General features: G+C 58.2%; 25 protein-coding genes and 4 tRNA genes. All 29 read right to left on the bottom strand.

What is annotated here, in order from left to right; translation table 11 throughout:
* Position 1: 1 nt before the first annotated feature.
* The 29 genes from ACUZ79_RS12135 to ACUZ79_RS11995 all read right to left on the bottom strand — a co-directional run bounded on the left by ACUZ79_RS12135 (position 2) and on the right by ACUZ79_RS11995 (position 26484).
* On the bottom strand, positions 2-1642 hold the full coding sequence (locus ACUZ79_RS12135; protein ID WP_449251748.1) for a hydrogenase 4 subunit F: 1641 nt from the start codon (positions 1640-1642) through the stop codon (positions 2-4).
* Positions 1643-1645: 3 nt separating this feature from the next.
* Positions 1646-2305, bottom strand: coding sequence for a hydrogenase 4 membrane subunit (hyfE, locus tag ACUZ79_RS12130; protein ID WP_227117667.1), 660 nt, complete (start codon positions 2303-2305; stop codon positions 1646-1648).
* Positions 2306-2307: 2 nt separating this feature from the next.
* Entirely contained in the window at positions 2308-3804 is a 1497-nt protein-coding gene (locus ACUZ79_RS12125; protein ID WP_240824751.1) for a hydrogenase 4 subunit D, read from the bottom strand.
* An 18-nt stretch (positions 3805-3822) separates the two neighbouring features.
* The gene (locus ACUZ79_RS12120; RefSeq protein ID WP_276612869.1) at positions 3823-4800 is read right to left on the bottom strand and encodes a respiratory chain complex I subunit 1 family protein; all 978 of its coding nucleotides are present in this window, start codon (positions 4798-4800) and stop codon (positions 3823-3825) included.
* 8 nt (positions 4801-4808) lie between these two features.
* On the bottom strand, positions 4809-6845 hold the full coding sequence (hyfB, locus tag ACUZ79_RS12115) for a hydrogenase 4 subunit B (RefSeq protein WP_449251747.1): 2037 nt from the start codon (positions 6843-6845) through the stop codon (positions 4809-4811).
* Positions 6838-7467: a 4Fe-4S dicluster domain-containing protein gene (locus tag ACUZ79_RS12110; protein WP_449251746.1), complete on the bottom strand. Its 630-nt coding sequence runs from the start codon at positions 7465-7467 to the stop codon at positions 6838-6840. Before ACUZ79_RS12110 ends, hyfB begins: the two co-directional genes overlap by 8 nt.
* Before the next feature lie 183 nt (positions 7468-7650).
* Positions 7651-8541 carry a formate transporter FocA gene (gene focA / locus ACUZ79_RS12105; RefSeq protein WP_240824748.1) on the bottom strand — a complete coding sequence of 297 codons (891 nt, stop codon included), beginning with the start codon at positions 8539-8541 and terminating at the stop codon, positions 7651-7653.
* Positions 8542-9387: 846 nt separating this feature from the next.
* Positions 9388-9768, bottom strand: a complete 381-nt coding sequence (gene rplL, locus ACUZ79_RS12100; RefSeq protein WP_240824747.1) for a 50S ribosomal protein L7/L12 — start codon at positions 9766-9768, stop codon at positions 9388-9390.
* Between the two features lie 51 nt (positions 9769-9819).
* Positions 9820-10344 (bottom strand): 50S ribosomal protein L10, encoded by a 525-nt coding sequence (gene rplJ, locus ACUZ79_RS12095; protein WP_022658432.1) that lies wholly within the window; start codon positions 10342-10344, stop codon positions 9820-9822.
* A gap of 168 nt (positions 10345-10512) precedes the next feature.
* Positions 10513-11220, bottom strand: a complete 708-nt coding sequence (gene rplA / locus ACUZ79_RS12090) for a 50S ribosomal protein L1 (RefSeq protein WP_240824746.1) — start codon at positions 11218-11220, stop codon at positions 10513-10515.
* A gap of 170 nt (positions 11221-11390) precedes the next feature.
* Positions 11391-11813, bottom strand: coding sequence for a 50S ribosomal protein L11 (rplK, locus tag ACUZ79_RS12085; protein WP_022658434.1), 423 nt, complete (start codon positions 11811-11813; stop codon positions 11391-11393).
* Between the two features lie 66 nt (positions 11814-11879).
* Positions 11880-12452, bottom strand: a complete 573-nt coding sequence (gene nusG / locus ACUZ79_RS12080) for a transcription termination/antitermination protein NusG (protein ID WP_240824745.1) — start codon at positions 12450-12452, stop codon at positions 11880-11882.
* Between the two features lie 8 nt (positions 12453-12460).
* Positions 12461-12700: a preprotein translocase subunit SecE gene (gene secE / locus ACUZ79_RS12075; RefSeq protein WP_022658436.1), complete on the bottom strand. Its 240-nt coding sequence runs from the start codon at positions 12698-12700 to the stop codon at positions 12461-12463.
* A 22-nt stretch (positions 12701-12722) separates the two neighbouring features.
* Positions 12723-12799 (bottom strand) — tRNA-Trp (locus ACUZ79_RS12070).
* A gap of 44 nt (positions 12800-12843) precedes the next feature.
* On the bottom strand, positions 12844-12993 hold the full coding sequence (rpmG, locus tag ACUZ79_RS12065) for a 50S ribosomal protein L33 (RefSeq protein ID WP_008684737.1): 150 nt from the start codon (positions 12991-12993) through the stop codon (positions 12844-12846).
* A gap of 3 nt (positions 12994-12996) precedes the next feature.
* Positions 12997-14190 (bottom strand): elongation factor Tu, encoded by a 1194-nt coding sequence (tuf, locus tag ACUZ79_RS12060; RefSeq protein WP_240824744.1) that lies wholly within the window; start codon positions 14188-14190, stop codon positions 12997-12999.
* A gap of 215 nt (positions 14191-14405) precedes the next feature.
* Positions 14406-14481 (bottom strand) — tRNA-Gly (locus ACUZ79_RS12055).
* 100 nt (positions 14482-14581) lie between these two features.
* Positions 14582-14667: transfer RNA gene (locus ACUZ79_RS12050), tRNA-Tyr, on the bottom strand.
* Positions 14668-14713: 46 nt separating this feature from the next.
* Positions 14714-14789: transfer RNA gene (locus tag ACUZ79_RS12045), tRNA-Thr, on the bottom strand.
* 135 nt (positions 14790-14924) lie between these two features.
* Positions 14925-15791 carry a peptide chain release factor N(5)-glutamine methyltransferase gene (gene prmC / locus ACUZ79_RS12040; protein WP_449251745.1) on the bottom strand — a complete coding sequence of 289 codons (867 nt, stop codon included), beginning with the start codon at positions 15789-15791 and terminating at the stop codon, positions 14925-14927.
* 5 nt (positions 15792-15796) lie between these two features.
* Entirely contained in the window at positions 15797-18397 is a 2601-nt protein-coding gene (gene lon, locus ACUZ79_RS12035; protein ID WP_449251744.1) for an endopeptidase La, read from the bottom strand.
* Positions 18398-18423: 26 nt separating this feature from the next.
* A complete protein-coding gene (locus ACUZ79_RS12030) occupies positions 18424-19116 on the bottom strand; it encodes a JAB domain-containing protein (protein ID WP_240824742.1) in 693 nt (230 codons plus the stop codon).
* Positions 19117-19303: 187 nt separating this feature from the next.
* Positions 19304-20347, bottom strand: a complete 1044-nt coding sequence (locus ACUZ79_RS12025; RefSeq protein ID WP_240824741.1) for a DNA polymerase III subunit delta — start codon at positions 20345-20347, stop codon at positions 19304-19306.
* Between the two features lie 234 nt (positions 20348-20581).
* A complete protein-coding gene (gene leuS, locus ACUZ79_RS12020; protein WP_449251743.1) occupies positions 20582-23104 on the bottom strand; it encodes a leucine--tRNA ligase in 2523 nt (840 codons plus the stop codon).
* A 14-nt stretch (positions 23105-23118) separates the two neighbouring features.
* Positions 23119-23616 carry a transcription antitermination factor NusB gene (nusB, locus tag ACUZ79_RS12015; protein WP_449251742.1) on the bottom strand — a complete coding sequence of 166 codons (498 nt, stop codon included), beginning with the start codon at positions 23614-23616 and terminating at the stop codon, positions 23119-23121.
* Positions 23617-23619: 3 nt separating this feature from the next.
* Positions 23620-24090: a 6,7-dimethyl-8-ribityllumazine synthase gene (gene ribH / locus ACUZ79_RS12010; protein WP_022658445.1), complete on the bottom strand. Its 471-nt coding sequence runs from the start codon at positions 24088-24090 to the stop codon at positions 23620-23622.
* A 77-nt stretch (positions 24091-24167) separates the two neighbouring features.
* Positions 24168-24848 carry a riboflavin synthase gene (locus ACUZ79_RS12005; RefSeq protein WP_449251741.1) on the bottom strand — a complete coding sequence of 227 codons (681 nt, stop codon included), beginning with the start codon at positions 24846-24848 and terminating at the stop codon, positions 24168-24170.
* Between the two features lie 9 nt (positions 24849-24857).
* Complete coding sequence (gene ribD, locus ACUZ79_RS12000; protein ID WP_449251740.1) at positions 24858-26000, bottom strand: bifunctional diaminohydroxyphosphoribosylaminopyrimidine deaminase/5-amino-6-(5-phosphoribosylamino)uracil reductase RibD; 1143 nt, start codon at positions 25998-26000, stop codon at positions 24858-24860.
* Positions 25993-26484 carry a deoxycytidylate deaminase gene (locus tag ACUZ79_RS11995; protein WP_240824736.1) on the bottom strand — a complete coding sequence of 164 codons (492 nt, stop codon included), beginning with the start codon at positions 26482-26484 and terminating at the stop codon, positions 25993-25995. The genes ribD and ACUZ79_RS11995 overlap by 8 nt, the downstream gene beginning before the upstream one ends.
* Positions 26485-26563: the final 79 nt, after the last annotated feature.

Raw genomic sequence — 26563 nt, 5'->3', positions numbered from 1 at the left:
GTTATATCTCCTGACGGGAAGAAGTTTGCTTTGCGTCTTCGGCTTCCGCCGCATCCGCCGTATTGTGGGAAGCGGCGCGTACCATGTCGCGCAGGGCGGGCTGCACCTGAGCGGTGGCGGTATTTTTATCCAGCACGATGCTGGTGGCTGCGTTGAGCATGTTCACCACAGGGGCGGGCGTGCAGGTGCCCATAACAAGCAGCAGGCCCAGCAGCACAGCGGCGGGGATGAGGGTCATGCTGCCCTGCTCGCCTTTTGCGATGGATTCCGGCGCTTGGCCGGAGAGCGTCACCGCCACCAGATGCACCAGCGCACCCAGAGCGACCATGAGCAGCACGGCCAGAGCCGCAACCAGATACATATGACCGGCGGTGATGCCGGAAACGACCACCATGAATTCGCTCAGGAACACGCTGAACGGCGGCAGGCCGCCCAGAGCCAGGGTTCCCGCTGCCAGAAACACGGCGGAAACAGGCATGACCTTGAGCATGCCGCGCACGGTGGCCATGTCGCGCGTACCGTACTTGAGCAGCACGTTGCCCGACACGCAGAACACCAGACCCTTGGCAAGGCTGTGGCTGATAACGTGGAACAGGGCGGCAAAGATACCCAGCGGGCCGCCAAAACCGAGGCCCACGGCAATGATGCCCATGTTTTCAACACTGCAATAGGCGTAGCGGCGTTTGATGTCGTTTTGCGAGATCATGCTGAACGCGGCCACAAGTATGGAGAGAAGGCCGAAAACCAGCAGCATGTTTTGCGGCACAGCGCTTGAGATGCTGCGGCTGATAAGGATGTAGTAACGCAGGATGACCAGCATGGCCGCCTTGAGCAGCACGGCGGAAAGCAGGGCGCTGGTGGGGCTGGGGGCTTCGCTGTGGGCATCGGGCAGCCATGCGTGCATGGGGAAAAGCCCGGCCTTGGTGCCAAAGCCGATCAGCACGAACACAAAGGCCAGATACATGAGGGTGTGGTCAAGGCCGCCCGCATAGCGCAAGGCTTCGGTCCAGAAGATGGCGTCCGAGGGGTCGAGCCCCTGGGCGGTCATGGCCGCAGAGGCGTTGGAATACACCAGCACCGTGCCGTAGAGGCCAAAGGCCACGCCCACGGTGCAGATGACAATGTACTTCCAGGCCGCTTCAAGCGAGGAATTTTGCCCGTAAATACCCACCAGAAAGGCCGAGGCCAGGGTGGTGGCTTCCACGCCAGCCCACATGAGGATCAGGTTGTTGGTGGTGATCACCGAAACCATGGTGAAGATGAACAGGTGGAAGAATCCGTAATAGTTGCAGAGCGTGGGCACGGAGACTTCGCCGTGATCCACTTCCTGCTTCATGTATCCGTAGGAATACAGTCCGGTAATGGTGCCAAGCAAGGCCAGCACGGCCAGAAACATGGCCGAAAGGCTGTCGAGGTACAGCCATTTGCCAGCGGCAAAAAGAGCGCCATGCTCATATACACTGCTTACAAGCCCGTAGGCCGTGACCAGAAGGGCCGCACAGCCTGCCGTATTGATGATGTTGACCACGGCGCGTATGCCGCGCCCGCAGAAGGCGCAGGCAAAGCAGAGCAGCGACGTGATCAATGGCGCGGCGAGCAGCAGGTAAAAAAGCATGGGGTTGCTGTTGGTCATGACATTCATGGCTCACCCCTTCAGCGCGGAAAGATCATGCGCGCGCAGCGTGTTCATGGTGGTGAAGATGCGGCGCACCATGTAAACCATGATGATAACCGCGAAGATGGCGTCTGTGGAAATGCCAATTTCCACAAGATGCGGGGCCTGGTTGGCCAGCAGGGCCAGGGTCATGTGCGCGCCGTTTTCCATCAGGCAATAACCGAATATCTGCTTGATGATGTTGCGCTGCACCACAATGCACATGACGCCGATCATGAAGTGACCAAGCGATACGGCCAGTACAGGTTCAAGCCCGTGCTGGGTGATGATGGGCACCTGAACCGTGCTCACCACAAAGTGGCACAAGAGCAGCAGAACGGCTGACAGTATGACGACCACAGATGTGGGAATGACCATTCCTTGAGCTTCAGGGTCGCTCATCTTGCCGAGGGCCTTGTACATTATCAGCGGCACAAGGATGACCTTGGTCAGAACGGCAGTTCCGGCCCAGGTGTACAGCTCGTGCGCCTGCATCAGGCCACCCAGCGCTATGAACGAGAGCACCAGCACGGCAGACTGCACAGCGTACAGCAAGGCGGATGTTGTGGCTTTTTTGCAGGTGACCACCATCAGGGATGTGACCACCAAAAGCCCCGCGAGATTGTTGATGATTATGCTTGAACTCAACATGCTTAGCCTCCGTGGTTCAACCAGTAAACGGCCATGATGCTGGAACAGAACGACATGAAAACAAGGATGGCCAGCACCAGCTTCATGGCGGCGGGCACAGGCTGCGCCTGCGCCACAACCTCAGAGGGTTTGCCGGGAACAGTCTTGCCGAACCAGTAGAGGAACCAGGCAAAGCTGCCCACGGATTCGATCATGACCAGCACCGTCAGCACCAGCACCAGCCAGTGGGTTGAGCCAAGGGCAAAACCGGTGGTGAAGATGGGGTACTTGCTGAAAAAGCCATTGAGCGGCGGCACGCCGGTGATGGCAAGTGCCGCCACGCAAAAGCCCACGCCCAGCAGAGGCAGGCGTGACAGGATTCCTTGCAACTGGGTGAGGGTACGCGTGCCGCATGTGTAGCTGAGCGCGCCAGCAACAAGGAAAAACAGACTCTTGGCAAAAGCGTGGTTGAAAATGTAGGCGATCGCGCCAAACAACAGCACCGTATTACGCAGAACAGGGTCCGTGCAAAGGGCTGCCAGAGAAATGGCAAAGAAGATGTACGAAAGCTGGGTGATGGTGGAATAGGCCAGCAGACGCTTCATGTCTGTCTGCGGCAGGTACATGATAAAGCCGTAGATAAGGGTTATCACGGCCATGACCATGCCCACCTGACCAACAACCGGGGGAATGTCCCCGGCAGCCATGACGGCGCGGGCAAAGATGAACACGCCCACCTTGACCATGGATGCCGCGTGCAGATAGGCGCTCACCGGGGTGGGCGCTTCCATGGCGTCGGGCAGCCACATGTGCATGGGAATCTGGGCGGACTTGCCCCAGGCCGCAAAGAGTACGCCGCCCACGACGATGATCTTGGCGGTATCGCCAAGCCCGGCAATGCCGGAGAGGGCGAAGGAGCCTGTTTCATGGAACAGCCATGCCGCAGCCACATACAGGCCCAGAGCGCCAAGATGTGTCACCAGCAGGGCCTTCATGGCAGAGCGCAGCGCCTTGGGTGTCTGGTAGTAACCGATCAGACCCCACGAGCAGCCGCCGGTGATTTCAAAGAACAGCAGCTGGCCAAAGAGGGTGGAGGACAGCGTAAGCCCGGCCATGGCGCCGATAAAGGCCAGCATGATGGCGTAAAAACGGGTAGTGCCTTCGTGCGGATGCTCGCGGTTGCCCTTGGTCAGATAGGCTGTGGAATACAGCACCACCAGAAAACCGAGAAAAACCACGGCAAAGCAGATGAGCGTGCTTACCCTGTCTACGAGTACGCCGAATATTTCCACTGTGTGCCCAGCCCCGCCAAACATGGCGGAATTGTAGCTCACAAGGTTGAATGTGCAGTTTTCGGGCATACCTGCGTTGAAGTATGCCAGACCAAGGGCCGCGCTGCCTGCCGAAGCGGCAAGGGCAACCACCAGCGCCAGCGCCCGTGCCGCGCGATACGGCAAACAGGCGGCGAGCAACGCGCCGATGAACGGTATCAGGATTGTTGCCAGTGCAATTTTATCCATGACTTCTTCCTCGACGCCCTAGAGCTTGCTGAAGTAAAAGACGAATGCCAGGGCCGCCACGCCGAAACCGGACCAGGTGACGCGCGGGGTCAGCAAAAAGCGCCCGCGTGCAAGGCTGTTTTCGTACAGCGAGGCCAGGACAAAGATGACCAGCAGCTTCAGAACGAATATGACTGTGGCGGTAAGCACGGATACAAGGCTCAGGCTCTCGGGCGTTACATTGCCAAAGGGCAGAAACACGCTGATGAACACGCTGGCCACAACTGCCTGCTTGAACTTCACGCCAAGGCAGACCAGGGCAAGACCGGGGCCGGAATACTCGGTCAGCGGGCCTTCCTGAAGTTCCTGTTCCGCTTCTGGGTAGTCAAAGGGGATCTTGCCCATTTCAATAAACACGGCAAAGGCGCAGGCCACCATGGCCAATGCCGCCGCCGTGGGCATGGATCCGCCCCAGTTCTGGCGGAATATCTCGCTGATGATGCCAAGGTTGGTCGAACCCGCAATAAGGGCCGCCACCAGCAGGGCCAGCATGAGCACAGGCTCCACCAGCACTCCCAGCAGCATCTCACGGCTTGCGCCCATGCCCGCAAAGGGACTGCCGGAATCAAGCCCGGAAAGGGCAAAGAAAAAGCGGTAGAGGGCGAAAAGATACAGCAAGGTTATCAGATCTGCCGCGCTCGCCATCTGGGAGCCGGTCACGATCAGGGGTAGCGTCATGGCAATGGCCGCTGCGCTGGCAATGAGCACAAAGGGCATGATGCGGAAAATGATGCCCGACTGCGCAGGGGCCACTTCCTGCCGGGTCATGAGTTTGGCCAGGTCACGGTAGTCCTGCAACACGCCAGCGGCACCCAGAGGGCCAAGGCGCGAGTGCATTCTGGCCCGGATTTTACGCGAAATGCCGGACAGCAGAGGGGCCAGCAAAAGCAGAAGCAAGGTCTGCGCTGCGGCCAGCAGCAAGGATACCGGCCAGGACAAGGATTGCATGGTGAACATGATTCCCCCTAGGCGGCTTTGATGAGAAGCAGCGCGATAAGCGCGATGATGATATACAGGCAGTAGACGCGGAAATCGCCCTGCTGCAGCCGCTGCACACATACGCCGATTTTTTGTGCGGTGCGGACGATACGGGCAAGAATGCCGTCGTCCCACATGGGCTCCACACGCCGGGCAGTACGGATGACCGAGTCAAGCGCGCGCGACATGGCCGGGGCCGGATCAAGCGCCTGACGAAGGCGGTACAGCCCCGCAAACACGTGGCGCAGACCCTGTGTAAAGCTGCCGGCAGAAAGGGCCATGCGTTCTTCGTAACCATAACCGCAGGCCCAGGGATCGTTTTTGCGGCGCATGGGCAGGCGGTCGGCCTTGCCAGCCATAAAGAGCAGTATGGGTAAAAGCATGCCGCCCAGCAGCAGAAGCATCACCAGCGTGGGCGAAAGCCCGGTGGCGGCATCTGCGCCGGGAACAAGCACACCCTGCCGTACGGCTTCAAAGTGCTGCTGGCTTGTGGTGAGTGAGTCGGCCACGGCGCTGATGACAGGGGCCACGCAAGCCGCGCCTACGCCCAGCACCACGCACAGCGCGGCCAGCCCAAGCATGGAAAGCGTCATGGCTGCGGGAACTTCCGTGGCTTCCGCAGCCTTGGCGCTGCGCGCCTGCCCGCAAAAGCTGATGCCGTATACCTTTACAAAGCACATGGCGGCGAGAGCGCCGGTGATGGCCAGCATCACGATTGCCACAGGGCCGGAAAGGCGGGCAATGGCGGACGAATGCTGGCTGATGCTCACAAGGCCCTGATAGGTGTACCATTCACTGACAAAGCCATTGAGGGGCGGCAGGGCCGAAATGGCCATGCAGCCAACCAGAAAGGCCAGGGCCGTGCGCGGCATGCGCTTGCCAAGGCCGCCCATCTTTTCCATGTCCTTGGTGTGCACCTTGTAGATGATGGCGCCAGCGCCGAGGAACAGCAGGCCCTTGAACACGGCATGGTTCAGCAGGTGATAGAGCGCGCCCAGAAATCCCAGAGCTGCCAGCAGCGGGTTTTTGAGGGCCAGACCCATGAGTCCCACGCCCACGCCCATGAGGATGATGCCCACGTTTTCAACAGTGTGATAGGCAAGCAGACGCTTGATGTCGTGTTCCGCCAAGGCGTACATAACGCCCAGCACGGACGAAACAGCGCCGAAGGTCAGCACCACAACACCCCACCAGACAGGCATATCCACGCCGCCCAGCAGGTCTGCGCCCACCTTGATGATGCCGAACACGCCAATTTTGACCATCACGCCAGACATCATGGCCGAGGCGTGCGAGGGAGCAGCCGGGTGCGCTCTGGGCAGCCAGCCGTGCAGGGGCAGCATGCCCGCCTTTGCGCCGAAGCCGAAAAATGCCAGCAAAAAGGCGACTGAGGCCATGAGAGGCGAAATCTGCGCCTGACGGAAGGCCGCAAAATCAAGGCTGTTGTTGGACGTGTGGCAGTACATGATGAAGAACGATGCCATGATCAGCACAGATCCAGCATGGGCGATGAAAAAGTAAAGCAAGCCAGCGCTGACGGCTTCGCTCTCCTGATCGGCAATGACCAGAAAGTAGGAAGACAGCGACATGACTTCAAAAAAGATGATGAAGTAAAAGGCGTTGTCCATGACCATCAGCGCCACCATGGAAGCGATGAAGGTGTTCATGAAAAAACCCATGGCGGACGCGCCCTTGCCTTCATATTCCCGCACATAGGCAATGGAATAGATGGAAGCGGCAACAGCCAGCAGGGAGATGACGCCCGTCATGAAGGCTCCCAGCATATCCAGCCGCACGGCCAGATGCGCAAAGGGGAACGGCCCCGCGTAAACATGGTTGAGGGCATCTGCACGTTGCAGCAAAAAGGGCAAAACGGCGTACAGCCCAAGTGCGCCGCCAAGCGCGCCAAAGAGACCGTTGATGGTGATGGCGGCCCGCTCGTTGCGGCCCAGCAGCAGGGAAAGCACGCCACCCGCCATATAGGCCAGCACAGCCCAGAGCAGGATTTCAAGTGGATCACGCATGCTGCACCCCCGACATGGTTATTGCCGCCGGGGCGGCATCATCGCCGTGTGTTTCCTGCTCAAGCGCGGCAACACGTTTGCTGTTTTGCAGTTCTGCCAGCGTTTTTTCATCCACAAGCTGCAAGGCCGTGGTGGGGCAGGACTCCACGCAGGCCGGGCGCGGGCGGAAGTAGCACATGTCGCATTTAACGGCGACGGTACGGCGGCCCACATTCCAGGCCAGAAAAGGCGGCATGGAGTAATTGCTGCCCGGAGCGTCGGCCAGTTCTTCTTCCGGCACGTAATGCTCGTATACTTCCGGGTGCCCGGCGGGCCTGTCGGCAGCGGGGGCAATGGCCCCTAAAGGACAGGCAAGGCCGCACAGTTTGCAACCAATGCAGTTGCTTTCATTGATGTGCACCGAATGCCCCGTGGACGTGATGGCGTTCACCGGGCAGACTTTGGCGCAGGGCATGTCTTCGCAATGGCGGCAACTCACAGGCGCTGTGCCGTTGCCGTAGCGCATGACCTCCAGCCGGGGCCTGCTGAGCAGCCCTTGCTGCTCATGCGCGAGCGAACATGCCGCCATGCAGGTATTGCAGCCGATGCACTTGACCGGATCCGCAAAAATGAAATGGTTCATAACCTTCCTCGTTACGCAAGGGATCGTGATAATGGCCCCTGTTCAGCAGAATACGTGCCATTATGCACAAACCAAGTATTCATGCGCATTTTGGGGAATATATCTGCCCGCTGCCCGTGCGGCGGGGTATCCATAAAGCCGTGTTCGACACTTTTGACGAAGGGCTTCGACAGCTTCGACAATTTAGCCGATGGTCGGTGACTGCTTTTGCGGAGCGGGCTTGGTGGCAGCCTGATGGTCGTCGTGCCCGTGCTTCAGGTAGATGAGCCAGTGGAACAGACCCACAAAAACGCCGCCGCCAAGGATGTTGCCAAGCGTCACAGGAATGAGATTCTTGAAGATGAAGTTCTGCCAGTTGAGCACAGAGGCGATGTGCGCGGGATCGGCCAGCTTGGCGGCCACTTCGGGAGGCATCATGTTGTTACAGAGAATGCCGATGGGAATCATGAACATGTTCGCCACGCTGTGCTCGAAACCGCAGGCAATGAAAAGACCCACAGGGAACAGACAGGCGATCATTTTGTCGAACAGCGAGCGCCCGGCGTAGCTCATCCAGACGCCCAGGCAGACCATCAGGTTGCACATGGCACCCAGAAAGACCGCTTCAATAAAGGTGTGGGTGAGTTTGTGCTCTGTGGTGTTGATGTAGAAGATCGCTATGCTGCCGCCGTTTTCCCACGGATGACCGCTCAGCAGGATAAGCGCCACAAGAAAGATGCTGCCCACAAAGTTGCCTGCGTAAACCACGCCCCAGTTGGAAAACATCTGCCCCCAGCTGATCTTGCCGCTGGCACGGGGAATAAGCGTCATGGTCGTGGAGGTGAACAGATCAGCCCCAAGAACAACAACCAGCATGAGGCCCAGGCTGAACACCAGCCCGCCGACAATTTTGCCCGCGCCGGTTGCGTTGGCTATGGCGCAATACACAAAACCCAGACCGATAAACACACCTGCCATTATGGCAAGAAGAAAAGCCTTGCGGGCTGGTTTGAGCGCCTTGCCCTCCATGACAACAGCCGCCTTGTCGCACATCTGATAGGGATTCAGCGCCTCGAAGGAGGAAGAGTCAGCCATAGTATTCTCCTTTGCATGGGTAAATTGTTGAGCTTGGGAATTTTTACACATATTGCAAAGTAGATGCCAAATAAATCAAAAATATTACAGATAGTTATGCCAATATTTTTTACCCGTAATTTGGGGCAAATGTGTCGAAGCGCACAATTGAGATCGAAGCAAAGGTGCGATCTTGGTTAAGTCTACTATATAAGTATGAAATTCTGTAAAATTGAGAAGTTGGAAATGAGGTTGAGTTGTTTTCCCCAGAAAATTGCAGAAAACTGCTCCGCTTCTGCACGTAAAGGGAGTGTCGATAATGTGAATTTGGGCGCAATTTGGAGAAGGCTTTGTAAGGACGGATGAAAAGGCTAGAGAAGCGGATAACATCAGGGCGGTAAGATTCGCGGAGGGAAATACTGTCTGCTCGATGAGCACAGAATGCTCATTCATTTCAGGGCAGGCAGATCAGATCAGGATCCGTGGCATACAGGGCAATATGCACTGATTATAGGCTGCATGCCTGTCGCCGAAATGGCAGGTGTACCGACGCAGCAGCGCCCTTTACGCAATTGTCAGATCTGCGTAGGCGAGATTGCATTGGGCCTTAGCTCTGGAGGAATACAGGAAACTGACCAGATAACGGCTGGGAACGCGGCTTCGTTGTGAACGTCTGGCTTTGGCGCAGAACCTGACTTGCTGGGGATAGCCATGCATAGAGAGCCAGCGTGTTCGAGGGGGATGTCTGAAGGGGACTGAACGTGGCAGGTGTCAGGGCATCAGCAAAACAGCTCCAGCGTCCTGTAGAAGGTAATAAAAAAGGCGGAACCCGAAGGTTCCGCCTCAAAAGCACGGTATAAACCGAACTTACTTCACTTCGACGGTGGCGCCAGCTTCGGTCAGCTGCTTCTTGGCGTCTTCAGCTTCTTCCTTGGACACGCCTTCCTTCAGGGTAGCGGGGGCGCCGTCAACCTTTTCCTTGGCTTCCTTGAGGCCCAGGCTGGTCAGAGCGCGCACAACCTTGATGACGCCGATCTTGTTGGCGCCAGCTTCCTTCAGGATAACGTCGAACTCGGTCTTTTCTTCAACGGCTTCAGCAGCGGCAGCGGGGGCAGCCATCATCATGGCGGCGGCAGGCGCAGCGGCGGAAACGCCGAACTTTTCTTCGAGTTCCTTGATGAACTCAGAAAGTTCGAGAACGGTCATATTGGAGATAAATTCAACAACTTCTTCTTTGGTAACGGCCATGATAAGTCTCCTGATCTTTGGCTTTAGTGCAAATAATTCGATGGTTGCTTGCTATGCGGCGTTGGATTTCTGATCTTCGATGCCCTTGAGGGCATAAAGCAGACCACGCACCACGTTGGCGAACAGCGAAACAAAGTTGGTGGGCACGGCGTTCATGGTGCCGAGCAACTGACCGAGGAGCTGTTCCCTTCCGGGCAGCTTGGCCAGCGCGTCAATCTGGGCGGCAGTCATAGCCTTGCCGTCCAGGCTGGCGCAGCGAAGCTCAAAGAGCTTGCTTTGCTTGGCAAAATCGCTGAGCGCCTTGGCCACCGCCACGGGGTCATCGAACCCAAAGGCTACGCCGCAGTTATCATGGAAGTTATCCTTGATAGCATTGTGCGTACCGTCGGTCAGAGCAATACGGGCAAGCGTGTTTTTAACGACGAGATATTCGCCGCCTGCATTACGCAGAGAAACGCGCAGGTTCGTCAGCTCTTCCACCGTCATGCCCTTGAAGTCCGTGATAACCGCAAAAGAAGCCTTGTCGGCGCGGGCCTTAACGGCTTCAATAATTACGGCTTTTCCAGACCTGTTCACGTGATACCTCTCACGTTCGGGGTTGCCAGGTGGAATGCCGAGCCAAAGAAGAAGTGTCTGGACAGGGTATTAAGAGCTTGCGCCCACCTGTCGTCTTCGACTCGAATTCCGTATCCTTAGACAGATTGTGGGCGCACTGACATACAGCACGCCCACAGCCTTGAGAGCTTAGCCCTCAAGAAATTTTTTAACCTGAGTCATGTCAACCTTGAAGCCAGGGCCCATGGTGGTGGACACTGCCATGGAGAGCATGTAGCTGCCCTTGGCGGCGGAAGGCTTAAGGCGGTTCACGGCGTCAAGCAGGGCCTTGAGGTTGCCCAGAATTTTTTCGGGGCCAAAGGAAACCTTGCCAAGGGGGGCATGCAGCACGCCAGCCTTGTCAACCTTGAAGTCCACGCGACCGGCCTTAAGTTCGGTAACGGCCTTGGTCACATCAAAGGTGACGGAGCCGGTCTTGGCGTTGGGCATGAGGCCACGGGGTCCAAGCACGCGACCGATCTGGCCCACAAGAGCCATGACATCGGGGGTAGCAACGGCGGCGTCAAATTCGAGCCAGCCTTCCTTGACCTTGGCGACCAGGTCTTCGGCACCCACAACGTCTGCACCGGCTTCGCGGGCTTCCGCCTGCTTTTCGCCCTTACAGAACACGGCCACGCGAACGGTCTTGCCAAGCCCGTGGGGCAGGGTCACAGCGCCGCGAACCATCTGGTCAGAATATTTGGGGTCAACGCCGAGGCGCACGGCCACGTCAACAGTTTCGTCAAATTTGGCAAAGGAAGCGCCAAGCGATTTGCTGACGGCGTCTTCAATGCTGAAGCGTTCCTGAAGGTTGCTACCTTCAAGCGCCTTGCGGAAATTCTTGCCATGTCTGGGCATGAGATAATCCTTTCGTTTTGCATCTCCTGCCGAACTTTGTCTTGCGCAAAGGCGGCAGTACAATTGATTTCAACGATGGCTGCATAGCGTTTAAAAGCAATCGCAGCCGTAAGACCAATGTGCCGTATATGCAACGAGCGCCCAAGGGCGCTCACGGCTTTGATAGGGCCTTACTTAACGTCAATGCCCATGCTGCGAGCGGTACCAGCAATGGACTTCACCGCAGATTCAATGCTGGCAGCATTCAGATCGGGCAGCTTCAGCTTGGCGATTTCTTCAATCTGCGCCATGCTCAGGCTACCAACCTTGTTACGGTTGGGTTCGCCGGAACCCTTTTCGATCTTGGCGGCTTTCATGATCAGCACCGAGGCCGGAGGGGTCTTGGTGATGAAGGTGAAAGAGCGGTCGGCGTACACGGTGATGACCACAGGAATGATCGTGCCCTTCTGTTCCATGGTGCGGGCATTGAATTCCTTGCAGAAACCCATGATGTTCAGGCCGTGCTGACCGAGGGCAGGACCAACCGGCGGCGAGGGGTTAGCCGCGCCAGCGGGGATCTGCAGTTTGATTTTGGCAACTTCTTTCTTGGCCATTTGAGTTATCCTTCATCGCTGCTCGCGCAGTTCAAGGCAAAGCCCTGTCGCGCGGGGGGCAAGTCATTAACCTTTGGATACCTGCACGAAATCCAGTTCCACTGGGGTCTGACGACCAAAAATGGAAACGGAAACGCGCAGTTTCCCCTTGTCGTAGTTGACGTCTTCCACAACGCCATTGAAGCCGCCAAACGGCCCTTCAATAACGCGTACTTCGTCGCCGCGGTCAAAGTTGAACTTGGGCCTTGGCGTTTCCTGGCGAGACTCCATCAGGGTGAGAATGCGCTGTGCTTCACTCTCACGCATTGGGGTAGGACGGTTTTTGCCGCCCACAAAGCCGGTGACCTTGGGGATGGACTGTACCAGATGCCAGGAAAGATCCGTCATGGTCATACGTACCATGACATACCCGGGATAGAACTTGCGAGTAGAGGTGCGCTGCTGTCCACCCTTGGTAGGTTCAATAACCTTTTCAGTGGGAACAACAACTTCCTCAATAAGCCCTTCATCCTGCCCGGTGCGGCGCAACTCGTTAATGGTCTTCTGCACACGCTGCTCGAAACCCGAGTAGGTGTGCACGATGTACCAGCGAGCTTTTTTGCAGAGCTCGGAAGTTTCGTCGATAACAGGGTCTTTCATATCGGCCTTCAGGACAATAGGGTCTTGATCAGGGAAGACAGACCAAAGTCCACCAGCCCCAGGATGACAGCCATCACGGCTACAAAGCCCAAAACGGCCAAGGTGGCTTTGCGCGTTTCCTGCAACGTAGGCCAGGTGACCTTGCGCAATTCGGCCTTGGCGTCCTCAACGTAGCGAGTAAACCGTACGACAGGGTTCGGGCCTTTGTCCGCCTTAAGGTCGGCAGCTTGAGCTTGTTTTTTTGCCATGGTGTAATCCGGAGATAAAAAATGGCAGGGCAGGAGGGATTCGAACCCCCAACATGCGGTTTTGGAGACCGCCGCTCTAGCCGTTAGAGCTACTGCCCTGCACACCGTCCGGGGGGCTTATCGCCCCCCGGCGGAAGTTTATTTTACCTGGTTTCGCGATGCACTGTGTGCTTCTTATCCCAGGGACAATACTTTTTCATTTCCAGCCGACCGGTAGTGTTTTTCTTGTTCTTCCGGGTGCTGTAGTTGCGGCGCTTGCACTCAGTGCAGGCCAGTATGATATTAACTCGCATATGCTACTCGATGATTTCGGTCACCACACCGGAGCCAACGGTGCGGCCACCTTCGCGGATGGCGAAGCGCAGACCGGATTCCATGGCGATGGGGGCGATGAGTTCAACGATGAACTGGGAGTTATCGCCAGGCATAACCATTTCAACGCCTTCGGGCAGGTTGATGATGCCGGTGATGTCAGTGGTACGGAAGTAGAACTGAGGACGATAGCCAGAGAAGAACGGGGTATGACGGCCACCTTCTTCCTTGGAGAGAACGTACACTTCAGCCTTGAACTTCTTGTGGGGCGTGATGCTCTTGGGAGCGGCAAGAACCTGGCCGCGTTCCACGTCGTCACGCTTGGTGCCGCGAAGCAGGGCGCCGATGTTGTCGCCAGCCTGACCCTGGTCAAGCAGCTTGCGGAACATTTCAACGCCGGTGCAGGTGGTCTTCTGGGTGGGCTTGATACCCACGATTTCCACTTCGTCGCTGACCTTCAGAATACCGCGTTCCACACGACCGGTAACAACGGTACCACGGCCGGAGATGGAGAACACGTCTTCGATGGGCATCAGGAAGGGCTTGTCGATGTCGCGTTCCGGTTCGGGAATGAAGTCGTCGCAAGCCTGCAGAAGGTCAAGAATGCACTTGGCTTCGGGCGCGTCGGGGTTGTCGCATTCCAGCGCCTTGAGGGCGGAACCGCGGATAACCGGAACGTCATCGCCGGGGAAGTCGTAGCTGGAGAGCAGTTCGCGAACTTCGAGTTCCACGAGTTCCAGCAGTTCTTCGTCGTCAACCAGATCGCACTTGTTCAGGAACACCACGAGCTGGGGCACGCCGACCTGACGGGCAAGCAGGATGTGCTCACGGGTCTGGGGCATGGGGCCGTCAGTGGCGGCCACAACGATGATACCGCCGTCCATCTGGGCAGCGCCGGTGATCATGTTCTTGATGTAGTCGGCGTGGCCGGGGCAGTCAACGTGGGCGTAGTGACGGGTAGCGGTTTCATATTCCACGTGTGCGGTGGAAATGGTGATGCCGCGTTCCTTTTCTTCGGGGGCCTTGTCGATTTCGTCATACGAAATGAACTTGCCCGAGCCCTTCAGGCCGGCGATCTTGGTGATGGCGGCGGTGAGGGTGGTCTTGCCATGGTCGATGTGGCCGATGGTGCCGATGTTTACATGGGGCTTTTTGCGTTCAAATTTTTCCTTGCCCATTGTACGTCTCCCTGGAGAAAAAAATGTTTGCGTTTTACCTGCGTTACTAAATTCGTTTTGAATTCTTAGAGCTGTAACGCCTGCTCCTCGCGTAACGGCTGCGGCAGTGGGAAGTTCCGTTGGGCGGCCCGCTATCCGCATTCAGTCCCTGGACACCAGGGAACGTGCATTGGCGGACAAGGTGACTGAGGGGGAGGCGGAATCAGGCAGGATTTTGGAGCGGGAAACGGGATTCGAACCCGCAACCCTCAGCTTGGAAGGCTGATGCTCTAGCCGTTGAGCTATTCCCGCACGCTACCGTAGTTCCCCGACAGGCGTCCTGTCTCCTACAGCCAAGGCAGTTTATTCAAACCAGCCACCAACCGTCCAGTATTTGGCGACGGAAAAGTGGTGGTGGAGGGGGGTGGATTTGAACCACCGAAGTCTTACGACGACAGATTTACAGTCTGTTCCCTTTGGCCACTCGGGAACCCCTCCACTCTTGCCGAAAAGTCGGAAAGTCCGATCTTCGTTCAGCTTCTTGTGGAGCTGGCGATGGGACTCGAACCCGCAACCTGCTGATTACAAATCAGCTGCTCTGCCAGTTGAGCTACGCCAGCGGCAACACAGCTTATTAGCGATTTTCAATTTGCTTTGCAAGCAAAATTTTCGCTTTGGCTCAAATTTTTTCAAATTATAGTGAGCCGTGCTGCTTTTTACCGTTTTTCGCGCCTTTGCGCGGAAACGATTTGGCCTTATAGCCCTTTCCTCGCTAATGTGCAACGGTTTAATTGGGCAATATCCCGTTTATTTTCAATTTTTTTGAAAATTCCTGTGGCCGTCAGCATTTCTCGCACGGCATCCGCCTGATTTGCGCCGTGCTCCAGCAAAACCCAACCGCCATTTTGTAGTGCAAGCGCGGCTGCATCCACTGCTGCTTTTAGGTGGAGCAGGCCGTTGTTTTCAGAGAACAGGGCGCTGTGCGGTTCGTTGTGCAGCACTTCATCCATGACCATGTGCCGCTCGGCATCCGCTATATATGGAGGGTTGCTCACAAGCAGGCGCAGTGATTCCGCCTTGAGCGGCGGGGTGCGCATGTCTGCCCGCAGCGCCGTAATCCTGCTGCCCACACTGTGCCGCTCCGCATTCTGCGTGGCAACGGCAATGGCATTGGGGCAGATATCCAGCAGTATGCCGTTCCAGTCGGAGCGCTCCGCCGCCAGAGTGATGCCGATGCAGCCAGTGCCAGTGCCCAGATCCGCAAAACTGAGGCGCTCTTCCGGCAGTAGCTCCAGAGCATTGTCCACAATGAGTTCCGTTTCTGGTCTGGGAATGAGGGTGTGCTGCGTAACAACAAAGTCGCGGCCATAAAATTCCTTGCGCCCGATGATCTGGGCCAGAGGTTGCCCTGTGGTTCGGCGGGCCACCAGCGCCAGAAACGCATTCTCTTCACTAGCCGTCAACTCCCGCCCTGTCTCCAGAATGCAAAACAGGCGGGCGGAGCCGGAAGGATCGCCCTTGAGTGTTTCGCGCGCCAGCACTTCTGCGCAAAGGCGGGGGCTGTCCACCCCCGCCTTTGTCAGTTGCTCTGTCGCGTTATCTATATATTGCTTGAGGCGCACGAATGTCAGGCTCCAGCTTCCGCAGGCCGCTTGGGTTTTCTTGCGCCAGCGCTTTTGCCTGTTTCCGCACTCTTGGCAGCAACGCCCGTGGATTCTTCCACCTTGCTTTTGCCGCCCTTGCCCGTTGTGGAGCTGCCGCGCCCGCCCTTGGTTTCAAACACGATGGACAGCAGCTCGTCATAATGGTGCACAGGGTGCACGGTGATACGCTTGAGCAGTTCCTTGGGCACATCCTCGAGGTCTTTGACGTTCTGGTGCGGAATAACCACATGCTTGAGGCCGCGCGCCACGCCCGCCAGGATTTTTTCCTTGATGCCGCCCACGGGCAGCACCCGGCCTTGCAGGGTTATCTCGCCGGTCATGCAGAGGTCTGCACGCACACGCCGTCCGCTCAGGGCGGAGATGAGGGCCGTGATCAGCGTAACGCCAGCCGAGGGGCCGTCCTTGGGCGTCGCGCCCGCAGGCACGTGTACGTGCAGGTCGTATTGCGACACAAAGCCGGGGTCAACGCCAAGGTCTTCCGCACGGCTGCGGATGTAGCTCAAGGCCGCCTGGGCGCTTTCCTTCATCACATCGCCAAGCTGTCCGGTGAGGGTGAGGCCGCCCTTGCCCTTCATGACAGTGGCTTCAACCGTCAGCACTTCGCCGCCAGCGGGCGTCCAGGCCAGGCCCAGAGCCATGCCGGGCATGAGCTTCTTTTCCTTTTCGTCTTCAATAAAGCGGGGCGCGCCCAGCAGCTTTTCCACATCGGCCACGTCAACCATAAAGGGCGGCTTTTTGCCCTCGGCCTTGCGTCGGGCCAGTTTGCGGCAAATGGAGGAAAGCTCGCGTTCAAGGTTGCGCAGCCCGGCCTCGCGCGTGTATTCGCGAATGATCTTTTCCAGGGCTTCCTCCGTCAGTTCCACATCCTTGGGGGCAAGGCCGTTGTCTTCCACCTTCTTGGGCAGCAGATGCTTGCGGGCGATCTGTGCCTTTTCCTGCAAGGTGTAGCCGGGCAGTGAAATGACTTCCATACGGTCGCGCAGGGCCGCCGGGATGGTTTCCAGATGGTTGGCCGTGCAGAGGAACATAACCTTTGAAAGATCAAAGGGCACGTTCAGGTAGTGGTCGCTGAAGGTGTAGTTCTGTTCCGGGTCAAGCACTTCCAGCAGGGCGGACGAAGGATCGCCCCTGAAATCCGCGCCCAGCTTGTCCACTTCGTCCAGCACGATAACGGGGTTGCGCGTGCCCGCCTGCTTGAGGGCCTGAATGATGCGCCCTGGCATGGCGCCGATGTAAGTACGCCGATGCCCGCGAATTTCCGCCTCATCATGCATGCCGCCCAGCGAAAGCCGCTGGAATTTGCGGCCCAGCGCCCGCGCAATGGAGCGCCCAAGCGAGGTTTTGCCCACGCCGGGAGGGCCCGCGAAGCAAAGAATAGGCCCCTTGGACTGCGGATTGAGCTTGCGCACGCTCAGGAATTCAAGGATACGGTCCTTGATTTTATCGAGCCCGCAGTGGTCTTCGTCAAGAATTTCCTTGGCATGGACAATATCCAGCCTGTCGCGCGAAAGTTTTTTCCACGGCAGTTCCACCAGCCAGTCAAGGTAGGTACGCACCACGTTGGCCTCGGAGGAATCAGCGTGCATGCCCGATAGGCGGCGCAACTGCTTGTCAGCTTCCTTGCGCACGTCCTTGGGCAGGCCTGCTTTTTCAAGGGCCTGCTTGAGGTTATCAAGGTCTTCCTCTCCGTCTTCGTCCTTGTCGCCAAGTTCTGTGCGGATAGCCTTGAGCTGCTCGCGCAGAAAGTAATCCTTCTGCGCCTTGTCCATGCCCTCGCGGGCCGAACTCTGGATGCGCGCCTGCACGGTGGCGACTTCAACCTCGCGCTGCAACTGGGTGTTGACAAGCATGAGGCGGTCAATGGGATTCTCCGCCTCGAGAATACGCTGTGCATCGGCGGTTTTCATGCGCATGTTGGCGGCGATGAGGTCGGCCAGGCGGCCCGGATCGTCCACGCCCTGCAAAACTGCAAGCACGTCTGGCGAAGAAAGACCGCGCAAGGTCAGTACTTTTTCGCTCTGCTCGCGCACGGAGCGCAGCAGGGCCTCCACAGTGGCGTCCACCACGGGGATTTGCTCGGGCAGGGTTTCGATGCGCGCTTCAAGGAAGGGCTCCACCTGGCGGTAGCCCGTAACCCGAGCGCGGCTGACGCCCTGCACAAGAATTTTCACCCGCGAATCGGGCATCTTGAGCATGCGCATGACCTGTACCACCGTGCCGACCTCGTAGAGGTCTTCCGGCTTGGGGTCTTCGGTGGCTTCTTCTTTCTGCGCGCACACAAGCAGATGCCGCCCGTTCTTCAGGGCAGCGTCCACGGCCTGCACGGATTTGTCGCGCCCGATGAAGAGCGGCAGGATCATATAATTGAAGATAACCACGTCTCGAACGGGCAACACGGGCAGCGTGTCGGGAATGCTCTGCGCCGCCGTATTGAGGCTGCCCTCGTGATCCAGCGTTTCTGGCGCGTTCATTTCCGATTTGTCCGTTTCGCTGTCGATGGCAGGTTCTGCCTCAGCGGGCCCTTCCTGATGCAGCAAAATGTCTTTTTCATTGATGTCAGCCATATATATTCTCCCCGACTGCTTTCGATTCAAATGCGTTGTGATTGCGTTATGCTGTAGCAGTCTCCATCCGTAACGATGACGTGATCCAGAAAGCGCAGCCCCATACGGGGCGCCAGTCTTTGCAGTTCTTCTGTCAGCAGGCGGTCTTCCTGCGAAGGCCCCGGATTGCCGCCGGGGTGGTTGTGCACCAAGATTATGCCGCTTGCCTTTCGGAACAGGGCCGCTTCAAGAACGTCCCTTGGGTAGATTGAAACTTCTGCAATGCCGCCTCTGCGCAGGCGCTCCCAGGCCATGAGGCGGTTGCGCCTGTCTACCAGCGCCAGCCAGCATTCCTCGTGGGGGCTTGTGCCAAGCCGGGCCTGCGCCATGCGGGCCACGGCCTCCGGGGTTGCCAGAACTTCCTTTTGCCGCAGATCTGCTGCGGCGTAGCGCGCCCGCGTTTCGCCCAAAACACGCCATAAGGCGAGCAATCCCGGCCCGAAACCGGGCACCTGCAAGAGTTCGTCTGGCCTTGCGTCCAGCGCACCTCGAATGCTGCCAAACTTCTGTATCAGTTCCTTGGCGAGGGGCTTTGTGTCCTTGCGCGTCAGGCCATATCCCAGAAGCAGCTCCAGCACTTCATAATCCGCCACTGCCGTGGGTTCCAGTTCCAGTCTTTGCCGCAGCCGCTCACGATGCCCGAGGCTTGTGGGCGGGGTGGATGTTGGCTTTGCTGTCATAAAATAAGCAGTCTTGGAGGTTGCGCAAGGGGGCGGGCGGATAAAGGCGCATGCATTCCCGCAAATCCTTTGCCGTTTTTTACGTGAGCGAACATGATAAAAGCGGGCCGCAACGGAATATGGGCCGCAATGGTTGCATTTGCTCCGTCCATGGCTGGCGCGGCGATGTTCTGCCTGCGGCTTTACGTCAGGCGCGGGTGCGGCCTGCGGCAAACAGGTCTGTCATACGTGCCGCAAGGTAGTCCAGGCTCTGGCTTGGCGATCGGCGGCCGCTCTTTACCTGCAACTCCGCATCCATAACAGTTGACATGCACTCCGCAAGCACCGAGGGGCCGAGTCGGGTTGCCAACTGCTTTTTAAAGGAGGCCTCGTTGGGATGCACGCGCACCTTTTCGCCCGCCCACAGTTGCCAGAGCAGGCGCAGTTCGCGCGCCAGCAGGGCCAGCAAAGAAAACAGCAGGCTGTCTCCGTCCTGACTGCGGGAAAGTTCCTTCCACACGGCGGTGAGGTTGCCTGCCTCCATGTGCCGGATGCAGTCAAAGACATTGCACTCTGGATTCCACGAAGCCGTGGCAGTCATGGCCAGGGTAATGGTGCCCTGGTCGGGAAGGTGATCCGCCCCGTGAGAATCTGCCTGTGATTTTTCCCGGGCAACATCCTGCGCGGTATTGCGCAGCAGTTGCAGCTTGATCAACTCGTTTTCAATGGCCAAGGCATCGGGCGGCACAGATGCGCAGAACTGCTCCAGGGCGTCCTGTTCAAAGCGCAGCCCCATTTCGTGGGAGCGTTGCAGCACGTGCTTTTTGACCGCCCTCTCGTTCAGGCCGTCCTGCCGCCATATCCAGCCTTGCTGATCGGCAAAGGCCATGCAGCGCAGCTTGGCAATGTGCGCGGGAATCTTTGGCTGGCCTTTGTCCCAGGCCACTTCCATACAAAAAAAAGGCCAGCATTGTTCCGAGGGCCGGGCCAGCGCATGCGATACCTTTTTCCACACCGCTGCGGGCCACAGGTTGGCCTGCCGCACCACCAGCACACGCGGCGCACCGAACAACCCTTGCAGGGTAAGCTGCTCCCAGAAGCGCGGCGAGGGTTCCTCGTCGCCCCAGTAGACGTGCCTTTCCCATTGCCCGCTGGCGGGCGGAAAGGAAGAAAGCAGCTGCTCCATGCGCGCGCGCAGCAACTGCCCGTCAGGGCATACAAGAAAACTGAATCCGGGATGTGCCGCGCTCATGATGTTCCATGGTTCTGAAAATTGATAAAAAAAAGACTGCCGTAGCAGCCTCGGAATAAAACCCGTCCGGAATAAATTCCGCCTTGGAATAAATCCCGTAAATCCAGGTTCGTCATCTGGTGAAACTGCCAACGCTGTCAGTATAGGTACAAAAGGGGGAACGGGGAAGGGGTATACAGGCGGAAGGGGCGTTTTTCATCTGCGCAAAACAGCCCCTTCCGCCATGATAATCAATTAGTTGGCAACGATGTTGACCAGTTTTCCGGGAACCACCACCACCTTGCGGACTGTCAGGCCATCAATGTGGCGCTGCACGGAGGAATCAGCAAGGGCGGCCTGTTCCATGGCGGCTTTGTCCGCCGCTGCAGGAATCTGCACTGTGCCGCGCAGCTTGCCATTGACCTGAAGGGCCACGGTGAGCATGTCCTGAACGGTTGCGGCATCGTCCCATTTGGGCAGAAGCTCGCTGGCAAGCTGGGTGCCATGCCCCAGGTGCTGCCAGAGTTCTTCGCAAACATGGGGCGTGATGGGCGAAAGCAGCGTAAGCACGGAGGCCATGGCCGAAGAGAACACGCGGCGGTCGCCTTCAGTGACGCCAAGCTTTTCGCGCGAAAGGTACATGGCGTTGACCAGTTCCATTACAGCGGCAATGGCCGTGTTGAACTGGAAGCGGTCGCCCATGTCTTCGCTGCATTTCTTGACCGTAAGGTGTTCGCGGCGGCGCAGGTCGCGGGCTTCTTCGCTCTGAGCGTCCTCAGCCGTGGACTGGCAGGCCTTGAGGGGCAGCAGGCGGTCTTTTTCTTCATCAAAAAGACGCCACACGCGGCCAATAAAGCGCGACGCGCCTTCGATGCCAGAATCCGACCAGTCAAAGTCGCGCTCGGCAGGAGCGGCAAAGAGGCAGAACAGCCGCACCGTATCCGCGCCGTATTTGGCGATCATGTCGGAAGGCGCAACCACGTTGCCCTTGGATTTGGACATTTTGCTGCCGTCTTTCAGCACCATGCCCTGGGTGAGCAGGTTGGCGAAAGGCTCGTTGAGCTCGGCAGGGAAAAAGCCCAGATCGCGCAACACCTTGGTGAAAAAGCGCGAGTAGAGCAGATGCAGGATGGCGTGTTCCACGCCGCCAATGTACTGGTCAACGGGCAGCCAGTACTTGAGGGCCTCCGCATCAAAGGGGCCGTCTTCCTTGCGGGCGCTGGTGTAGCGGGCGAAATACCACGAGGATTCCACAAAGGTATCCATGGTATCGGTTTCGCGCCGGGCGGTTCCGCCGCACTTGGGGCAGGTGCACGAGGCGAATTCCGGCGTTTCCGGCAGGGGAGAGCGCCCGTCTTCGCGGATTTTCACGTCCATGGGCAGCAGCACGGGCAGGTTTTCTTCCTTTTCAGGCACCACGCCGCACTTGTCGCAGTAAATAACGGGGATGGGCGCGCCCCAGTAGCGCTGGCGCGAAATGTTCCAGTCGCGCAGGCGGAACTGCGTGGTGGCCTTGCCTTTACCTTCCTTTTCCAGCGCCTGAGCCACGGCCTTTTTGCCGTCTTCATTGGCGGTGCCGTCAAATGAGCCGGAATTAACCATGAAACCTTCAGCGGTGTAGGCTTCGGTCATGGTTTCAGGAGCAATCTGCTCATCCTTGGGGCTGATGACCACGCGCACGGGCAGGCCGTATTTGCGGGCAAATTCAAAATCGCGTTGGTCGTGGGCGGGTACGCCCATGACCGCGCCCGTGCCGTAATCAGCCAGGACAAAGTTGCCCAGCCACAGCGGCACGCGCTGCCCGGTAAAGGGATGCACGGCGTAGGCACCAGTGAAGATGCCTTCTTTTTCCAGAGAATCAGACTGGCGGTCGATGCGGTCCATATTGCGGATGCGCTCCACAAAGGCGCGCACTTCATCGGCTTTTTCGTAGCCTTCAATGAGCTTTTCCACCAGCGGGTGCTCGGGGGCCAGCGTCATGAAGGTCACGCCAAAGAGCGTGTCGGGCCGCGTGGTGAACACGTCTATGCCCGTGACGCCTTCTGCCTTGAGAGCCGGGTTTTCCAGACCAAAAGTGATGGCCGCGCCTGTGGATTTGCCAATCCAGTTCCGCTGCATGGCAATAACTCGGTCGGGCCAGTCGCCTTCAAGGCTTTGCAGGTCTTGCAGCAGTTCATCGCCGTAGGCAGTGATCTTGAGGAACCACTGGGTCAGATCCTTCTGCTCCACGCGGCTGTCGCAGCGCCAGCAAAGGCCATCGACTACCTGCTCGTTGGCAAGAACCGTGTGGCACGAGGGGCACCAGTTCTGCGCCGCCTTTTTGCGGTACACGAGGCCTTTTTCCAGCAGGCGCAGAAAGAACATCTGCTCCCAGCGGTAGTATTCGGGGCGGCAGGTGGCGATCTCGCGATCCCAGTCGTATGAATATCCCAGACGTTTCTGCTGCGCCCGCATGTTGTCAATGTTGGCGTAGGTCCACTTAGCGGGGTGGGTATTATTTTTGATGGCCGCGTTTTCCGCAGGCAGGCCAAAGGCGTCCCACCCCATTGGGTGCAGCACGTTGAAGCCCTGCATGCGCTTGCTGCGCGCCACCACATCGCCAATGGCGTAGTTGCGCACATGGCCCATATGGATATTGCCCGAAGGATAGGGGAACATTTCAAGCACATAATACTTGGGCTTGTTGCTCTTGTGGGTGCAGGCAAAAGCGTTTTCGGCCTGCCAGCGAGACTGCCACTTTTCTTCGATAGCTTGCGGATTATAGCGTTCGTGCGTCATGGGGCTTTACCGGATTACTCGGATATGGTTGAAGGATCGGCAGCGGGCCGGGAGATTCCGCCGGTTTCCAGAGCCTTGGCCACGGCATCAAGAATGCCGTTGATAAAGCTCTTGGCATTGCCTTCGCCAAACTGGCGGCTGAGTTCCAGCGCCTCGTTGATGGCAACCTTGGGCGGCACATCACTGCGGTACATGATTTCAAAGACGGCAAGGCGCAGCAGGGTCAGTTCCACACGGCCCATGCGGTCAACGCGCCAGTTGCGAGAAAAATTGGTGATGGCTGCGTCCAGCTCGTCGCTCTTGCTCCACACGCCTGCCACCAGTTCCCAGGCAAAGCCAGAGGGATGGCTGGGCGGTTCCTGACCTTCCCAGCGGGCAAGATAGTCCGGAGAAATGCGAAAGATGCGCCGCAGATCGTCAATATCACGGGCCGGGGTGAAGGAAAGGCCGTACAGAACCTGAAAGGCCAGTTCGCGTTCGCCGCGGCGTGTGGCTGATTTGGCTTTTGCCATGGGTTACAACTGCTCCATAACGCGGATGGTTTCCAGCATGGCTGCCGCTGCTTCCACGCCCTTGTTGCCGCCCTTGGAACCTGCGCGTTCAATGGCCTGTTCAATGGTGTCGCAGGTCAGCAGGCCAAAGCCGATGGGAACGCCGGAATGCATCATGGCCTGGGCAATGCCCTTGCTGGCCTCGGCGCACACGTAGTCGAAGTGGGGGGTGCCGCCGCGAATAACCGCGCCAAGCGCCAACACGCCGTCATACTTGCCGGAATTGACCAGCTTCTGGCAGACCAGCGGCATTTCAAATGCCCCAGGAATACGCACAATGGTGATGTTGGCGGTATCAAGGCCGTGACGTTCCAGATAGTCCTGCGCGCCGCCCACAAGGCGATCTACGATAAAATCGTTGAAACGGGTGGCCACAATGGCGATCTTGAGGCCTTTGGCGTCCAACTGTCCGGCGATGGTGGTAACAGTGCTCATGGCAACTCCTTGGCGCGTTTGCGCAAGTGCCCGCGCGCTAACGCGTTTTTTTGTAATATTTCTGTAAGCGGAAATGTTCAGATAAAGCCGTTGCGCAAGAGCATATCGCGGCTCAACCCGCTGGTCTGCGCGGCGACAGTTTGCTCAGCCGGGCTCTTGCCGCCTGGAGCCCATGCCCCCAAAAGGCTGCGTACATATTTGCCGATGAGGTCGGTTTCCATATTCACCAGCGTTCCCGGCCGCCAGTTGCGCATGGTGGTACGCTTCTGCGTATCGGGAATGATGTTGACCTCAAGAAAATCAGGCCCGCAATCATTGATGGTAAGGCTGATGCCGTCAAGGGCCACAGAGCCCTTGGCAATGACCTCCACCCCGTATTCCTTGGGGAAGACAAGGCGGCAGCACAGCGACTGGCCCGCGCCCGTAACGCTACGCACCGTAGCAAGGCAATCCACATGCCCGCTCACCAGATGCCCGCCAAGTCGGTCGCCCAAGGCCAGCGCCCGTTCCATGTTCACGCTGTCGCCGGTCTTGAGCCTGCCCAACGTGGTACGCGAGAGTGTTTCTGTGGAGGCGTAGGCTGTGAACACGCCTTCGCCGTGGGTTTCCACAGAAAGGCATGCGCCGTTGACGGCAATGGATTCGCCATCGACTATGGAGGGCAGACTGAACAGGGGGCGCAGGGTGAACCTGCGTTCCGTGCCGGAGTCGCGCAGGGCGAGAACCTCGCCCTGACCCTGGATAATGCCGGTAAACATGCAGCCCGCCTAAGCCTTGGCGGCTTCAAGAGGCCGCAGGTGAATATGTATGTCTTCGCCGCACAGGTGCGTATTGCTCACGCGCATGCGCAGTGCGTCTTCCAGGCTCAGGGGCGCGCGACCGGAAAAGAGCGGCAGGGCGTCTTCGTCGCCAAGAATCATGGGCGCAAGGTGCAGGCGGAAGTCGTCCACAAGGCCCGCTTCCAGCAGGCTCAGGGCCAGATGCCCGCCGCCTTCGCAAAGCATGTAGGGGCAGTTCAGTTCTTCCCATACGGCGCGCAGCAGATTGGGAAAGTCCGGCCCGCCGTGCATGCCGGGGCCAAGCGCCAGAACTCTCACACCGATGTCGCGCAGGGCCTTGGCCGTGGTGGAGGCCGCCGCAGCGGGCGAAACCATAAAAACGGTCTGTTCCGGGCGGTCTTTCAGTAGGTGAAAATCCGCATCTGGCTGGGGTAGGCGTGAGGTAAGCACGCAGGCCAGAGGCTGCGGCCCGGCATTTTCGCCCCGCACGGTAAGCTGCGGATTGTCGGTGCGAAAGGTGCCGCCGCCCACGAGGATTGCGCCGCCGCACAGGCCGATGCCCGCGCGCAGTTCCTGCACTTCTTCTCTGGATTTATCGCAGCTTATCCACTTGGACTGGCCCTTGCGGGTGGCGATGCGTCCGTCAAGGGTGGCGGCCATTTTCAGCATGACGTAGGGGCGCTTGTGCTGCTGCCAGATCAGAAAATCGGCCACAAGATCGCGGCATTCCTGCTCGCAGACGCCTTCAATAACTTCGACGCCGCTTTCGCGCAGCTGGCAAGCTCCGCCGCAGGCAACTGGATTGATGTCCGCAAGGCCCACGACCACCTTTTTGATGCCCGCAGCCTTGATGGCTTCGGTGCAGGGTGGCGTTTTGCCCTGATGGCAGCACGGTTCAAGCGTGACAACCAGGGTGCACTCCGCCGGATTTACGCCGCGCGAGGCCGCATCCTTGATGCAGTCCACTTCAGCATGATCCTCTCCGGCGGCGTGGTGCCAGCCCCGAGCCACAATCTGCCCATCGCGCACCAGTACCGCCCCCACCGTGGGGTTGGGGCAGGCATGCCACCGACCTTTTTCTGCAAGGTCAATGGCTTCACGCATAAAGGGAACAAAATCCAGTTCAGACATGGTAGTCTACTCCGGCTTGGGCGCTGATAACAGGCGGTGCAAAATCCAGCTTTTCCGCAATGACCCCGGCTTCCTTGAGCATCTGCTCCGCAAGCTCGTCAGGGTAATATTCCGCATAATAAATGTGGCGTATGCCGCAATTTATCAACATCTTGCTGCACAGCACACAAGGGTGCGTCGTGCAATAAATCTCTGCGCCACTGATATTGATGCCATGCACGGCAGCCTGAATAATGACATTCTGCTCCGCATGCAGCCCCCGGCATATCTCGTGCCTCTGCCCCGAAGGAATGCCCAGCTGCGTACGCAAGCATCCCACCTCAAGGCAGTGCGGAACCCCCGCCGGAGCCCCGTTGTATCCCGTGGCTAAAATGCGCTTGTCCTTAACCGCCACCGCACCCACCTTGCGCCGCGTGCACGTAGAACGCCCGCTCACCAGGTACGTGATGTTCATAAAATATTCCGGCCACGGCATTCGCTGCATAACACACCCGTATGTTGATTGGTGGTAGTGTACAGGCGGCTGGTGAAAATGCCAAGTTGCCTGTCGGGCTATTTTGCCG

Source organism: Desulfovibrio faecalis (assembly GCF_053570625.1).
The sequence above is the reverse complement of the archived record's forward strand: the minus strand, read 5'-3'. Positions and strand labels throughout refer to the sequence as shown.